This window comes from Winogradskyella alexanderae (assembly GCF_020166335.1).
Classification (GTDB): domain Bacteria; phylum Bacteroidota; class Bacteroidia; order Flavobacteriales; family Flavobacteriaceae; genus Winogradskyella; species Winogradskyella alexanderae.
In genome coordinates this window covers 122,610-136,040 of sequence record NZ_JAIUJR010000006.1, presented here as the reverse complement: position 1 = coordinate 136,040, position 13,431 = coordinate 122,610, and the positions used below count along the sequence as shown (strand labels likewise).

The following is a 13,431-nucleotide window of genomic DNA, read 5'->3' as shown; positions in this document are numbered from 1 at the left end:
AGAATCTAAAAAAAGTCAGTTATTTTAATAGATTCTTCACTTCGTGCCTCGTTCTGAATGACAGTAAGAAAAGTTTTAAAACTCTAATTCTAAGTAAAGACTACTAGCTTCATTTTCTTCGGTGACATCTTCACCTTTTAAAACTTCGTCACCAGAATTCATTAACTTAAGATTCAGTTTCCAATACCCAGTCATGGTTAAGGATAGATCTCCAAAATAAAAATTATCAACACTATTATAAGTAAGGTCTGTATTGTTCGGTGAACTGTGATTTCCCATGCCAGGCATACGTGGATCTAGAGCAATGGTATAATCTTCAACAACAGGGAATGTCATCATATTTTGCATTTTAAATAAACCAACTTTCATTTCATTGATAGCAATGCTTGGGTCTTTTGGTTCGATTAATGCCAAAATATATCTAGAGTCATCGCTAGCCATAAAGCTCGCTACATTTTGGTTTTCGTATTGCATAACATTGATGGTTTCTGTTACAGAATAGTCCATGCCATCAATGGTATAGTCTAGCGTTAATGACCATCCAGAACTGTCTATATTAGTCATTTGGTAGATAATAAAGCCTTTGTAAACCGTATCTTTTCCATCCGCTTTTGTAATTGCTGATTTAGGACAAGAATGTTGCATTGTAGGCATTTGCATTATTGGCATCCATGATAAAATAGCATCTTCGTAGTAAGTATCAGTTGTATTATCTTTTAGACGTATACTAATTTCATTGTAACCAGTTTCAAACATACCTTTTTTGTTAAAAAGCTCTATGGTTTGGTTGCCATTAACAATTTCTTTTACTAGTAATAAACCTTCGACTTCGTTTACAGGATTAGTATTATCATCATCGTCTGTAGAGCATGAGAATACGAGTACTAAAAGTACTAATGGTAATATATATTTAAGTTTCATTTCTTTCTTATTTGTTTAATAATTGGATGTAATTTCCCTTTCTATGTGTGTTTTATACGCATAGTAAAGTGAGTTGTGCGGAATGCACGCAGAAAAGAATTAACTTAAAATTGGTGGTGGCGTATCTAAATCGTAAAACTTAGATATAGGTTGAAATAACCTTAAATCACTATTGAAATGTTGTGATTGTAAGTTAATATTTGAAAGGTCTGTATTTAGATTTATTTCAGAAATTACAAAGACATCTAATCGTGTTCTATTGCTATTTTGTGAAGGTGCATCAGAATTACCATCTGTATTATTTTGAACAAGTTCTTTTCGTAATTGACATTTACCATTACAGCCTTTTTGCTCTTCTTTTTGAATACAAAGTGTTTTGGCAATGAAATCTTGATTAATGACAAAATCAGTTACAATAACAACATTGTTAATACTGTTCGCTAATAGAACGAACGTTAGAAACAGTGCTGTAATTTTATGAATAACCTTTAATATCATAATGCGAATATCGGACAAATTTGTCTTAAATTACCTGACATTTGTCAGCTTACATTAAGCTTTAAAGTATTGAAAATAAATATTAACTAAGCCTTTTAAATAGGTCACTTTATTTTCTAACTTATCCACTTCAGTGACGTCTTTTAAGTCGGTTATTTCCTCTAAAATAGGAACTAATATTAAGTGAAGTTGGTCATGTGGTTCACCTTTCATATCACAACTTTTAATAATATAACTTGTTTCTTTAGATAGGGCATCGCCTAAAATTTTTCCATCTGAAGAAGTGTTATTTTTTAGAATAGAATCTATGCGTTTCATGCCAAGATGTGTTTCTTCATTAGCAATCCACTTTTCATCATTTTTTAGCACTAAGCCTTCAGGAATTATAACGGATTCCGATGTTGAAATTTTATCATTTTTGCAACCTAGTATCAGTAAAGCTATAAGAAGTACCTGAATGTGAAAAGTTTTGTATTTCATGATTAAAAATCTTTTTTCTTTGATTTATAGATAATTCTCAGAACAGGTAATCCTACCCATAAAGTCAAGGCTAAAAACGAAACGATTAAGCCAAAACTAGTACCGAAGAATTGCTTAAATACCGCTCCTGTATATCCTAGCAAGGCTGAGATATCTAATTTTAAAAGAATTAGCGTTCTCGATAGATCAATTGGGTTTAACATTGTGCCTATTAAGGATACTTTATCTAATGGATAGTCTTCAAATAAAATGAGCGACATTAAAAACAAACCGTCGTAAATAATGGCGAGGAACAACCACAAAAGGATGGCGTAACCAAAGCCTTTAATCTTGTTTTCGTTAGATAGCGCAATATTAAAAGCTAAGGCACTAAATATGAAGGTTAGAAATATACCAACAATGAGTAGTAGAGAAAAATCCCAAATGGCGTTAGACATAAGCAAACCATAGGCTATAAAAGGAAGGCCTAAACCGAGAATCAAACTCATGGATAATGAAATGGCAACACCTAAATACTGACCTAAAAAAATAGAAGAGCGTTTTAGTGGTTGCGCTAATAATAACTCCGTAAATTCTTTAGAATTATAATAGTACATCACCCCAAAAATGGTGCCGATTAATGGCACCAATACAATGATGACATTCATTAAAGTAATGACGGCTTTTGATAAATCATTATTTAGAAATAGCAATACAATGCCTAATAGAAGATAGAATCCAAAATACACATAGCTCCAGCTGCTGCGCATTAAATCAAAAAAACTGTATTTTAATATCTTAAGCATGGTTTTCGGTTAAAATGTTAGCAATGGCATGCTCAAAATCTTGTTGTTCGGTTTTTGCCTTTAGTTCTTCAATACTGCCTTTGAAGTATATTTTTCCTTCGAGAATAAAAACAATATTATCTGCAACTTCCTCAACAAAACTCATAATATGAGAGGTGATAAGTATGGTTTTTCCTTTGGCTTTTTCTTTCTGAATTAATTCTTTTAATCTAATTAATGAAATAGGATCTAAGCCTGTAGTTGGTTCATCTAAGATGATTATTGGGCTGTTAAACATAAAGGTTAAAACAATATTGACTTTTTGTTTAGTGCCTCCAGACAATGTCCCAAGCTTTTTGTTCAGAAAAGGTTCTAGTTTAAATGTTTCTATAAGATTTTGGTCTGCGTCAGTTTTACCTCTAAGATCTTTAATCATTTTTATTAATTCATTCACTTTTAGGTTGCTGGGAAAATTAGCAATCTGTGGCAGATAATCTATTTTATGACGATAGTCCGAATTATTTTTAATGTTAGCATCAAAAACTTTGATACTGCCTTTATCTGGAATTACCATACCTAATATAGTCTTGATAATAGTAGTCTTACCTGAACCATTCGGACCTAGTACAGCAAAAATACCACCTTCTTTAATCGATAAGTTTATTCCATTAAGCACATCATTCTTCCCAAACTTTTTATATAAATCGGTTATTTCTACCATGTAACTTCAGTCATTAAGGGTTTATTGTCAATAAGATTTTCGGGTGTAAAAACAGGCGATACTTTTTCTGAAAAATCAATGATATCTATAAAAAGGCTTCGTAGTAATACAATACTTTCGGGTGTGCGATTTACCAAATACGAAAAGAGTTTTACGGGTCTGTAAGGTATATCACCAATGCCATTTTTGTCTAAATCATATCCCGTGTAATTGCTCCAATAGTTATTTTCAAACTTATTGCTATTGAGATTTCCGGAATATGATAAATCGAAAGAATTATACAAGAAGTTGTTTTTTGAATAGATATTATCATAACAAGCACCATGCACTTTTATAGCGTAACCATTATTTTTAAACGTATTTTCTGTATAGGTTATGCGATTGGTACCATCTGCATTTATACCAATGGTATTATCTTCAAAAATATTGTGTTTTAATTCGGCATCATTAATTTCCTTTAGCAGAATTCCATAGGATGCCGTTCCCCAATTTTTTTTAAAAATGTTGTTATACATTTTTATTTTCTTTGAAAACATAACCGCAACTCCTGCGCCATTAGCTTCGAATATGTTATTTTCATAAGTGTTTTCATTAGAGAACATAAAATGCAATCCATAGCGCATATTCTCAGTGGAGTAGTTGTCTGAAATATAACTATTGCTTCCAAATTCTAAATAAATACCATCGCGCATGCGCCTTACATCGTTATTGGTAATTTTTATGTTTTCACAATGCCAAAGATGTATGGCATTACCAGAATCTGCTTCAGCTTTTCCTTCTCCAGAAATAGTATTATTATGTACAATACCATCCTTAGATTTCTGAATTAAAAACCCGAAAAATGCGTTTTCTACCGTGACATTTTCTATCTCAAAGTCATAAGATTTAAAGAGTAAAATGGCTGCATATTCTTTGGTATAACTAACCTCAATGTTTTTTATAATTAAATTTTTAATGATGATATCTGTAGCTTCTACAGAAAAACCATAACCGTTATTTTGTGTATCGATAATCGTTCCTTCTTCGCCTGAGATGTGAAGTGATTTTTTATAAATAATAATGTTTGATTCTTTGTAGAGTCCTTTTTTTATGAAAATACGATCTCCGCTTTTAGAACTATCAACAGCCGTTTGAATGGATGTAAAATCGCAACCTGCATTGCAAACAGTAGTTGTCTGTGATGATGCAAAGCAGGTTGAGATTATAAAAAGAAGAACACTAAATAGTAGTTTCATGCTATTAATTTAGTTAAGTTTTTTGAAAATACCATCCCAATCATAATAATCAGCCGATGAATTATTTATTGCTTTTTTGGCTTGCTCGAAAGAACTAAATCCGGTTAGATTGGCTCCCATAGGACTGCTAACTGCTTCACTAATTACATAGCTCGCGGTTTTGGCATTTATCATTGTGCCTGGTGAGGTGTAATCCGTAATTAATAGGTTGCTATCTAAAATAAGTTCTTGTTTGTCAATTAAGAATCTAATCATACATTCAATAGCATCAAACTTATATTGTTTGCCTTTGCCAGTAACCATTTGAGCAGCATGAGTTTTTGTGACGATGGTCATTTTACAAAAGTGACACATGTCTGTTCCGTAATTAATTGGTTCAGGTACTTTACTGCAACATAAAAAAGTAAATAGTATGAGTAAAAGGCTTATTCGTTTCATGCTTTAATAGATTTCATTTTTTTATTGCCTAACCAATAAGCAACAAAGGTTAAGAACATACCAAAGCCCATCATATATGCGCCTGTGTGCGGATAAGATTTTGCTACGAAATTTAAAATATGTCTCGTGCCAAATAAAGGTGGTTTGTAACTTAATGGATTACCATCTGCATCTGTCATTTTCATTATAGCTTTTGGATCTAAGTTGGTACCATAATCTACCATCCATGCATTAAAATCGTACATACCTAAAACTCCTAATATACACATAAGAATCAACCAACCTAAAAACCATTTTGGCGAAATACCTTTAAACAGGCCTAACAATCCAATAATAACACCTAGGGCAGCCATACCTCCAATAACTTTAGGGAATACACTAAACTCCCACATATCTTCTGGTTTAGGAAGTTTACTCATGCCTATGTAATGGTTTAAGCCATCTATATTTTGTAAATCGTGTTTTTCTTTACCTTGAAGCCCATCGAGATGAATATTCATGCCAATACCATTTGGGTACTGTGGAGCTTCTAGCTCAATACTCCATAAAGGAAAAACAAATAATCCCAATAATAGAGCTGAGCCTATAATCATTATGATACTTGCGGATTTCATGTGCTAATATTTTATATTTTATTGTAGTAATATGTAACATCTCAGAATAACTCATCTCAAGGATAAAGTAATGCGGTCAGTGATGTTTTATGAGTTTGAATTTAAAAGAATGGGCGAGTTATTACGACTCGCCCATATTGAGTTAAATAACATTTTTAACACTAAAACTATTCAACTCTCTTATTCATCTAAGGTGAATTTAAGAGGTGTGTTTGCATTTGCCGCAGACACCCTTATATAACCTTGCATTTCCTGGTGTAATGCAGAACAGAAATCAGTGCAATAGAATGGCCAAACACCTTCGCGTTTTGGTTCCCAAACAATGGTTTTTGTTTGTCCTGGCATTACTAAAATTTCTGATGTATTGGCACCAATTATTGAGAATCCGTGTGGTACGTCAAAATCTTGTTCTAGATTTGTTAAGTGCAGATATACTTTATCTCCAACCTTAACACCTTCAATATTATCTGGTGAGAAGTGACTACGTATCATGGTCATACTTATATGAACTTCATTACCATTTCGTGTAACCGTAGATTCACTTTCGCTCTTAGCCACATATGGATGTTCATTTTCAGATAATTCGTAATATTTTTTACTTTTATCTTTAATGATATCTGCTCTAATTCCTGCGGCATAGTGAGGTTCTCCATGCGTTGGGAAATCTGATAATAATTCCATTTTGTCTCCAGAAATATCATACAACTGCGCAGAGTGTTCTAATTCAGGTCCCGTTGGTAAGTAACGGTCTTTAGTTATTTTGTTAAGTGCTACCATGTATTTACCAAATGGTTTTCTAGAATTTCCTCCAGGTATCATTAGGTGACCAACTGAGTAGAAGGTTGGTTGTCTATCTAATATTTCCCAAGTGCCTAATTTCCATTTTACAACTTCAGAAGAGATAAAGAATGTCGTATAAGCATTTCCTTGTCCGTCAAACTCAGTATGTAATGGTCCTAGTCCTGGCTGTTTAACAACACCTGCAATAGTGTTTTCATAACTTAAAACAGGTATTCCGTAAGAATCGTCAACAAAATCCTTATTTGCTATTGCGGTCAACATTTTTTCGAATGAATACACACTTAAATCTGTAGATAATTTACCACTACCAATAATGTACTCACCAGACGGGTCAACGTCGCAACCGTGAGGTGATTTTGGAATAGGAATATAGAACACAGCACCTTCTACATCTTTTGGATTAACTGAAATCACACCTTCTTTCATTGTCGATGTCGCTGTATGTGTTTTTTCGTCATATACATTATGTGCATATGTACCAGCTACTTTTTCACCACCACCATTTTTAACATATTCGGCAATTTTTTGCCAGTTCACAGCTGCGATATAATCTTTATCATTCTGTGAAGCGTTAACTTCCATTAATGTATTGGCTTCTTCAGTATTATAACTTGTAAAGAAAAACCAACCATGAGATTTATTACGACCTGGATGTGCTAAATCGTAGTTGAAACCAGGCATGTTTAATTGGAATTCAAGATTTAAACGTCCATTATCGGCTATACTTACAAATGATAAAGGTCCTTTGAATTGTCCTTTCATTTCATTAATTGGCATATCGCGTTGTGGATTAGGAACTGCAAAACGTGTACCTGCAACAATATATTCGGTATTTTCAGTTACAAAAGAAGAGGCATGGTTACCAGCACTGTTTGGCAATTCAATAATTTCTTCCGTTTCAAAAGTTTCTAAACTAATACGTGCTATTCTAGGAGTATTATTTTCATTGATAAAAATCCATCGTCCATCTAATTCTCCATTAGTTTGTGAAATATCTGGATGGTGAGAGTCGCCCCAAGGTACAAATCCGAAAGACGTATTTAACATCGGTTTGGTTTCTTCAGAATAACCATAGCCTGATGTTGGAAATTGTGAAAATACAGGGATTTCTTTTAACATTCTACCGCTAGGTAGGCCATAAACAGTTAAGTTACCGCTATAACCTCCAGACATAAAAGCATAGTATTCGTCATGTTCACCTGGTGCTACATATACCTTTTCGGCTTTACTCGAAGACATAGCGCCAGAATTGTTAGAATTGTTGTTATTACCGCAACTTGTTATAAAAATAAGTGCAGTAATACTCAACAAATATTTACCTATTGTATTCATATAATTTTGTTTTAATTAGTTGATTTATTTATTCTCTTGGTAAGATGACATCCTCAGTGACGTGCACCCAACCGTTACTTACATTAACAGTACCTAATATCTTAACTCCATCTACAAAGAGGTCACCATCTTTCTCAGTAACTTCCACGTATTTACCTGAAGCCATATAAAGTTTACGCCCTTTTTGCGCATTCTTTTTTAGCATATCAACTGGGTAGTTGGCAGGCGCAACATGATGTGTTAAAATAAAAGCGAGTTTACTTTTGTTTTCTGGTTCTAAAAGGCTATTTAGAGTCGCTTCATCAATTTTTGCAAATGCAGCATTATTTGGTGCAAATACTGTTAATGGGCCAACATTTACCAATGCGTTTTCGACACCTGCAGCTTGCACAGCAGCAACTAATGTTGAGTGATCTTCTGACTGAATCGCTAACTGTAATGCGTTAGGTGTACCTCCTTCATCTTTAATGAAAGCTTGTCCTGTTTTTTTAGTTGAAGTTTCATCAGTAGTAGTGTCATTTGTTGCGTTTTCAGATGATTTTGTAGCATTATTGCAAGCTACGAAACATCCAAAAAGCACAAACAATATTAATGATTTGATTAGTGTTTTCATTGGTTTTTTGTTTAGTGTTATTATTGAAATTTAGAGTGTTCTAAAATATTCAAGAACAGCTCTCGCTTCCTCTTTTGTTAAGTTTTGATTGGCCATAGGAGAGCCATTAAATTCCATTAATAAGTCCTTCGCTAATGGATCTTCTTTTACCATTTTCTCTGGTGCTAGAATCATATTCATTACCCATTCTGGCGAACGACGTTCTAAAATGCCTTTTGGTGCTGGGCCAATGAATTTTTTTTCTGCTTTATGGCAAGCGGTACACATTTTTTCGTATATCTCCTTACCGTGTGTAGCCATGTCTTGGTCTACAACAAGTGCAAGGTCAACCGATGTTACAGGACCAACTCCTTTGTTCTTCAGGTCTACACGTTCAGAGGCCTTTACTTTAACTTCAGGTGTTTTTTTACCATAAGAAACTTCTTCTTTCTTTTCACTTCCACCACAATTAAATAGGGTGAATGAAATAATAAGTGCAATGAGTTTTAGTGTTTGTTTCATTTTTATTGATTTAATATGATGCAAATATAATATGGGGCTTGTTAGTAAAATATGATAAAAATCATATTTAAGATAAAAATATCTTTTTTACTTTTGTTCAATATTAACAAGTCTAAAGATTATGTTTTCAAATTCAACTAAGTACGCTATAAAAGCGGTTTTGTATTTAGCAGTACATTCTTCAGAAGAGCAAAAAATAATGATTAAAGATATTGCTGAACCTATTAATGTGCCTAAGCACTATATTGCTAAGATTTTGCAAGCTCTTTCCAAAAAAGATATTATATCTTCAACTAAAGGCCCCAAAGGAGGATTTTATCTAACCAGTGATCAGTTGCAAACAAAAGTTATGCAAATCATAGAAGCGGTTGATGGTGAAGAGAGGTTTAATTCTTGTTTATTAAGTTTGGAAAAATGTAATAGTGATAATCCATGTTCGTTGCATCATTTGGTTTTTGATGAGAAAAACAAGATTAACGAAAGGTTGAAAATGACAACTCTAAAGGATTTAAGACAACATATTATGAGAGGGGAGTCTATACTACCATTATAATCATTTGTTTTAACAGTTAAGTTCTCATTATTAAAATTTAGATATCTGAAAAAACATAAATGAGTTGAATTTGTTTTAGATATGCTTTTTCACATTTTTAATATTATAGTGTTTTTTTGTAACTCCAGACAGCCAAGCCATTCATAACTATAGCATATACTAATGTTTTTATGGCCAAAGGGAAAACATCGTTAAAGCTAGAACCTTTGAGCATGACCATTCGTATGATTTCCACAAAGTACTTAACTGGATTAAATTCAGTGAGTTTTTGTGCCCATTTTGGCATACTTTCAATAGGTGTGAACAATCCACTCATCAATATGAATATTACTACAAAAAACCAAGCAATAAACATTGCTTGCTGTTGTGTGTCGGTGAAGTTTGAGATGAACAATCCAATTCCCAAAATCACTAATATGTAAACGGCGGTATAAACATAAAGAAGTCCTAGGTTTCCTATCATAGGTACATTAAAAATAACTTTAGCCAGAATTAAACCAATGGTCAATAATCCTAAGCCCAATACCCAAAATGGGAATAACTTCCCAATTATAAAATGATGTTTTTTTATGGGTGTAACATTTATCTGTTCTAGCGTACCAATTTCTTTTTCTCTAACAATGTTCATTCCTGATAAGAACAGGGTAATCATTGTTACAAGCAAAACCAAAATCCCAGGCACCATAAACGTTTTGTAGTTTAAAGTCTGGTTGTACCAAAATAGGGGAATGCTATCTATATTTTTCGGTTTTTGTACAGCATCTGAAACCTGTATCAAATCCGCTACAATACTTTTGTTGTAGTTCTGTATAATTTGGGTTATATAAACATTGATAACTCCCGCTGCCGAACCATCAATGGCATCAATAAATACGCCTATATCTTTTGTTTTGTCTTTTTGTAAATCCCGTTCAAAATGGGTAGGTATATTTAAATACGCATCAATCGTACCTTCCTGCATTGCTTGGGAAGCCTCCTTTTCAGAGGGAAACTTTTCTGAAACATTGAAATAAGTCGAAGATTCAAATTGTTCTATCAACCCTCTGGAGATGCTACTGTTATCGGTATCGACATATCCAAATTGTATATTTTTTATTTCGTAGGTAGCCGCATTGGATAAAATGACCAATTGTAGCACAGGTAAAATAAATATGATGGGTAGCATTCCTTTATTTCTAAAGATTTGCTTAAACTCCTTTTTTATGATGTATAGTATTATTTTCATCTTACTCCAGTCTAATTTTATATTTCTTCACACTTACACCAATGAACACTAAGGTCATCAAAAGAAGAATAAAGGTTTCCTTTAAAACAAAACCAATTCCAATACCTTTTAACATTATGCCTTTTACAATGATTATAAACCATTTTGCGGGTATGATGTTGCTAATAACCTGAAGCGGTAATGGCATACTGCTAATAGGGAAAATAAACCCGGATAGTAATATGGTGGGTAACATTAAGCCCATAAGGGAAATCATCATAGCTGTTTGCTGTGTTGCCGATATGGTAGAAATTAAAATACCCAAAGCAAGTGATGTGATGATAAACAGGACACTTTCAATCCCTAATAAGAATAAGCTGCCATTAACAGGCACATTAAATACAAAAATGCTCAACAAGACGATGACTACGGCATTGATAACAGATAGGAAAATGTATGGAAACACTTTACCTATAATTACCTGAAATGGTTTTAAAGGGGAAACCAATAAAATTTCCATTGTACCTTGTTCTTTTTCACGGGTGATTGAAATAGAAGTCATCATTGCTGAAACCAACATCAGAATAACAGTCATAATCCCTGGAACAAACATATAAACACTTTTCAATTCGGCATTATAAACCATCCTGCTTTGCGGCATAATCTGGTAATCAATAGAAATATTTTCGTTTAATTCTTGTTGATACTTTTTAAGTATTGACGAAATGTAATTACTTATGGTACTGGCCATATTAGGGTCTGTAGCATCGGTAAGTACTTGTACATTTGCCTGTTTTTCTTTAATGAGATTATTTCCAAAGTTGTTTTCAAATTGAAGTACCGCTTTTACTTTGCCTTTTTTGAATATGGATTCTATGGATGACTCCTGATGTATGATATCTACAATACTGAAATGCTTTGAAGCAGATATTTTATTGATGATTTCTTTGGAAGTAACATCATTGGCCTGGTCTAAAATGCCTATATCCACGTTGTTAATTTCATTGGTAATGGCGAAACCAAACAACAATATTTGGGCTATGGGCATTCCGAATAATATAAATAGGGAACGTTTATCACGGAATATGTGATAAAACTCTTTTCTTACAAAACCTACAAATCGTTTCATCCTCTGGCGAGTTTTAAAAACACATCGTTCATTGTGTCTGTTTTATAATGCTCTTTTAGCTTTTTTGGGGTGTCCAAAGCTTCAATTTTCCCATTCACCATTATGGAAACACGGTCGCAATATTCTGCTTCGTCCATATAATGTGTAGTTACAAAAATGGTAGTCCCATTATGGGCAGCTTTATAAATCATTTCCCAAAATTGACGTCTGGTAATAGGGTCTACACCACCAGTAGGCTCATCTAAAAAAACGATTTTAGGCTCGTGCAATAGAGAAACTGAAAACGCTAACTTCTGTTTCCAGCCCAAGGGCAGTGAAGCCACAAGACTCTTCGTAACTTCTTGAAGCCCCAATTCCTCAACCAGTTCGCATCGTTTTTGGTCTATTTGTTTTTTGGACAATCCGTAAATACCACCAAAAAATGTGATGTTCTCTTTTACTGTCAAGTCATCATACAAGGCAAATTTTTGACTCATATACCCAATATTTTTTTTGATAGATTCAGTTTCCTTATAAACATCAAAACCGGCAACCGTCGCCTTCCCCGAAGTAGGGGAAGAAATCCCGATGAGCATTTTCATCGCTGTGGTTTTACCAGCACCATTTGCTCCCAAAAAGCCAAATATTTCCCCTGCCTTTACCTGAAAACTTATTTGGTTTACCGCTGCAAAGTCTCCAAATAACTTGGATAGATTTTCTACTTGTATAACGTTATTATCTTTCATCATTTGGCTAATTCCATAAAAGTGTCCTCTATGGTAGGTTGGGTTTTTTCAATTTTAATATCTGTAAGACCTTGAAATTCCAGATAGGTTTTCAAACTTGCCTTATCTATAGGGTCACGCTTGTCGGTATAGTGTACGAACTCCCCAAAAGGAAAAATACTGTAGGTGTGCTCGTAATTAGTTAAACTCTCAATGAGGTTGTACATATTGTGGGCACTGATGTTGTATAACGGTTTTGGAAAGTGGCTAACAATTGCGTTTGGCGTATCTATTTCAAGGATGTTACCATTTTGAATTAATGCGATGCGATCACATAAGGCAGCTTCATCCATATACGGTGTTGATACTAAAATGGTTATTCCTTTTTTCTGTAACCGTTTGAGCATTTCCCAAAATTCCTTTCTCGATACGGGGTCCACTCCAGTAGTAGGCTCATCCAGAAAAAGGACTTTCGGCTTGTGTATCAACGCACAGCTTAAGGCAAGCTTTTGTTTCATACCACCTGATAGTTTGCCTGCTCTACGATTTTTAAAAGGTTCTATTTGTACATAGATGTCTTTTACCAAATCATAGTTCTCTTCTATGGTCGTACCAAAAATTGTAGCGAAAAAATTCAAATTTTCCTCTACGGTCAAATCTTGATAAAGTGAAAAACGCCCAGGCATATACCCAACACTATTTCTAATGGATTTATAATCGTTAAGCACATCATAACCTGCTACGGTAGCTTGCCCATTATCTGCTATCAACAGCGTGGTAAGTATTCGGAACAAGGTGGTTTTTCCTGCACCATCGGGACCTATTAGTCCAAAAAGCTCACCAGGTTTTACATCAAAAGAAATATCTGATAATGCGTTTATTTCACCATAAGATTTTGATATGTTGGATATTGTGATGCCCAT

General features: G+C 33.8%; 16 protein-coding genes. 1 reads left to right on the top strand and 15 read right to left on the bottom strand.

The genetic code is table 11. The features are described from left to right. Nucleotides 1-75 precede the first annotated feature (75 nt). From LBU54_RS10165 to LBU54_RS10115, 11 genes are all read right to left on the bottom strand, one after another. Complete coding sequence (locus LBU54_RS10165) at nucleotides 76-921, bottom strand: hypothetical protein (RefSeq protein WP_224528972.1); 846 nt, start codon at nucleotides 919-921, stop codon at nucleotides 76-78. Nucleotides 922-1,020: 99 nt separating this feature from the next. Next, entirely contained in the window at nucleotides 1,021-1,419 is a 399-nt protein-coding gene (locus LBU54_RS10160; RefSeq protein ID WP_224528971.1) for a hypothetical protein, read from the bottom strand. A gap of 54 nt (nucleotides 1,420-1,473) precedes the next feature. Continuing rightward, complete coding sequence (locus tag LBU54_RS10155; protein ID WP_224528970.1) at nucleotides 1,474-1,899, bottom strand: hypothetical protein; 426 nt, start codon at nucleotides 1,897-1,899, stop codon at nucleotides 1,474-1,476. Between the two features lie 2 nt (nucleotides 1,900-1,901). Then, the gene (locus LBU54_RS10150; RefSeq protein ID WP_224528969.1) at nucleotides 1,902-2,684 is read right to left on the bottom strand and encodes an ABC transporter permease; all 783 of its coding nucleotides are present in this window, start codon (nucleotides 2,682-2,684) and stop codon (nucleotides 1,902-1,904) included. Then, nucleotides 2,677-3,384, bottom strand: coding sequence for an ABC transporter ATP-binding protein (locus LBU54_RS10145; protein ID WP_224528968.1), 708 nt, complete (start codon nucleotides 3,382-3,384; stop codon nucleotides 2,677-2,679). The genes LBU54_RS10150 and LBU54_RS10145 overlap by 8 nt, the downstream gene beginning before the upstream one ends. Next, complete coding sequence (locus tag LBU54_RS10140; protein WP_224528967.1) at nucleotides 3,378-4,619, bottom strand: nitrous oxide reductase family maturation protein NosD; 1,242 nt, start codon at nucleotides 4,617-4,619, stop codon at nucleotides 3,378-3,380. Before LBU54_RS10140 ends, LBU54_RS10145 begins: the two co-directional genes overlap by 7 nt. A 9-nt stretch (nucleotides 4,620-4,628) precedes the next feature. Then, nucleotides 4,629-5,057 (bottom strand): nitrous oxide reductase accessory protein NosL, encoded by a 429-nt coding sequence (locus tag LBU54_RS10135; protein WP_224528965.1) that lies wholly within the window; start codon nucleotides 5,055-5,057, stop codon nucleotides 4,629-4,631. Beyond that, complete coding sequence (locus LBU54_RS10130) at nucleotides 5,054-5,671, bottom strand: hypothetical protein (protein WP_224528963.1); 618 nt, start codon at nucleotides 5,669-5,671, stop codon at nucleotides 5,054-5,056. Before LBU54_RS10130 ends, LBU54_RS10135 begins: the two co-directional genes overlap by 4 nt. Nucleotides 5,672-5,851: 180 nt before the next feature. Next, nucleotides 5,852-7,804 (bottom strand): Sec-dependent nitrous-oxide reductase, encoded by a 1,953-nt coding sequence (nosZ, locus tag LBU54_RS10125; protein ID WP_224528961.1) that lies wholly within the window; start codon nucleotides 7,802-7,804, stop codon nucleotides 5,852-5,854. A 28-nt stretch (nucleotides 7,805-7,832) separates the two neighbouring features. Continuing rightward, nucleotides 7,833-8,417: a fasciclin domain-containing protein gene (locus LBU54_RS10120; RefSeq protein ID WP_224528959.1), complete on the bottom strand. Its 585-nt coding sequence runs from the start codon at nucleotides 8,415-8,417 to the stop codon at nucleotides 7,833-7,835. Nucleotides 8,418-8,447: 30 nt separating this feature from the next. Continuing rightward, on the bottom strand, nucleotides 8,448-8,918 hold the full coding sequence (locus LBU54_RS10115; protein WP_224528956.1) for a c-type cytochrome: 471 nt from the start codon (nucleotides 8,916-8,918) through the stop codon (nucleotides 8,448-8,450). A gap of 121 nt (nucleotides 8,919-9,039) precedes the next feature. Here LBU54_RS10115 and LBU54_RS10110 point away from each other — a divergent pair, with 121 nt between their 5' ends. Beyond that, entirely contained in the window at nucleotides 9,040-9,471 is a 432-nt protein-coding gene (locus LBU54_RS10110; RefSeq protein WP_224528953.1) for an RrF2 family transcriptional regulator, read from the top strand. A 103-nt stretch (nucleotides 9,472-9,574) separates the two neighbouring features. Here LBU54_RS10110 and LBU54_RS10105 read toward each other — a convergent pair whose 3' ends face one another. From LBU54_RS10105 to LBU54_RS10090, 4 genes are read right to left on the bottom strand one after another with little or no spacing between them, the layout of a single operon-like run. Beyond that, a complete protein-coding gene (locus tag LBU54_RS10105; protein WP_224528950.1) occupies nucleotides 9,575-10,696 on the bottom strand; it encodes an ABC transporter permease in 1,122 nt (373 codons plus the stop codon). Between the two features lies 1 nt (nucleotide 10,697). After that, nucleotides 10,698-11,804 (bottom strand): ABC transporter permease, encoded by a 1,107-nt coding sequence (locus tag LBU54_RS10100; protein ID WP_224528947.1) that lies wholly within the window; start codon nucleotides 11,802-11,804, stop codon nucleotides 10,698-10,700. Next, nucleotides 11,801-12,529, bottom strand: coding sequence for an ABC transporter ATP-binding protein (locus LBU54_RS10095; RefSeq protein ID WP_224529205.1), 729 nt, complete (start codon nucleotides 12,527-12,529; stop codon nucleotides 11,801-11,803). The genes LBU54_RS10100 and LBU54_RS10095 overlap by 4 nt, the downstream gene beginning before the upstream one ends. After that, complete coding sequence (locus tag LBU54_RS10090; RefSeq protein ID WP_224528944.1) at nucleotides 12,529-13,431, bottom strand: ABC transporter ATP-binding protein; 903 nt, start codon at nucleotides 13,429-13,431, stop codon at nucleotides 12,529-12,531. Before LBU54_RS10090 ends, LBU54_RS10095 begins: the two co-directional genes overlap by 1 nt.

Bases quoted from the DNA above. Each gene is read 5' to 3' on its own strand.
- LBU54_RS10165 (WP_224528972.1), bottom strand. From the start codon at position 921: ATGAAACTTAAATATATATTACCATTAGTACTTTTAGTACTCGTATTC.
- LBU54_RS10160 (WP_224528971.1), bottom strand. From the start codon at position 1,419: ATGATATTAAAGGTTATTCATAAAATTACAGCACTGTTTCTAACGTTC.
- LBU54_RS10155 (WP_224528970.1), bottom strand. From the start codon at position 1,899: ATGAAATACAAAACTTTTCACATTCAGGTACTTCTTATAGCTTTACTG.
- LBU54_RS10150 (WP_224528969.1), bottom strand. From the start codon at position 2,684: ATGCTTAAGATATTAAAATACAGTTTTTTTGATTTAATGCGCAGCAGC.
- LBU54_RS10145 (WP_224528968.1), bottom strand. From the start codon at position 3,384: ATGGTAGAAATAACCGATTTATATAAAAAGTTTGGGAAGAATGATGTG.
- LBU54_RS10140 (WP_224528967.1), bottom strand. From the start codon at position 4,619: ATGAAACTACTATTTAGTGTTCTTCTTTTTATAATCTCAACCTGCTTT.
- LBU54_RS10135 (WP_224528965.1), bottom strand. From the start codon at position 5,057: ATGAAACGAATAAGCCTTTTACTCATACTATTTACTTTTTTATGTTGC.
- LBU54_RS10130 (WP_224528963.1), bottom strand. From the start codon at position 5,671: ATGAAATCCGCAAGTATCATAATGATTATAGGCTCAGCTCTATTATTG.
- nosZ (WP_224528961.1), bottom strand. From the start codon at position 7,804: ATGAATACAATAGGTAAATATTTGTTGAGTATTACTGCACTTATTTTT.
- LBU54_RS10120 (WP_224528959.1), bottom strand. From the start codon at position 8,417: ATGAAAACACTAATCAAATCATTAATATTGTTTGTGCTTTTTGGATGT.
- LBU54_RS10115 (WP_224528956.1), bottom strand. From the start codon at position 8,918: ATGAAACAAACACTAAAACTCATTGCACTTATTATTTCATTCACCCTA.
- LBU54_RS10110 (WP_224528953.1), top strand. From the start codon at position 9,040: ATGTTTTCAAATTCAACTAAGTACGCTATAAAAGCGGTTTTGTATTTA.
- LBU54_RS10105 (WP_224528950.1), bottom strand. From the start codon at position 10,696: ATGAAAATAATACTATACATCATAAAAAAGGAGTTTAAGCAAATCTTT.
- LBU54_RS10100 (WP_224528947.1), bottom strand. From the start codon at position 11,804: ATGAAACGATTTGTAGGTTTTGTAAGAAAAGAGTTTTATCACATATTC.
- LBU54_RS10095 (WP_224529205.1), bottom strand. From the start codon at position 12,529: ATGAAAGATAATAACGTTATACAAGTAGAAAATCTATCCAAGTTATTT.
- LBU54_RS10090 (WP_224528944.1), bottom strand. From the start codon at position 13,431: ATGGGCATCACAATATCCAACATATCAAAATCTTATGGTGAAATAAAC.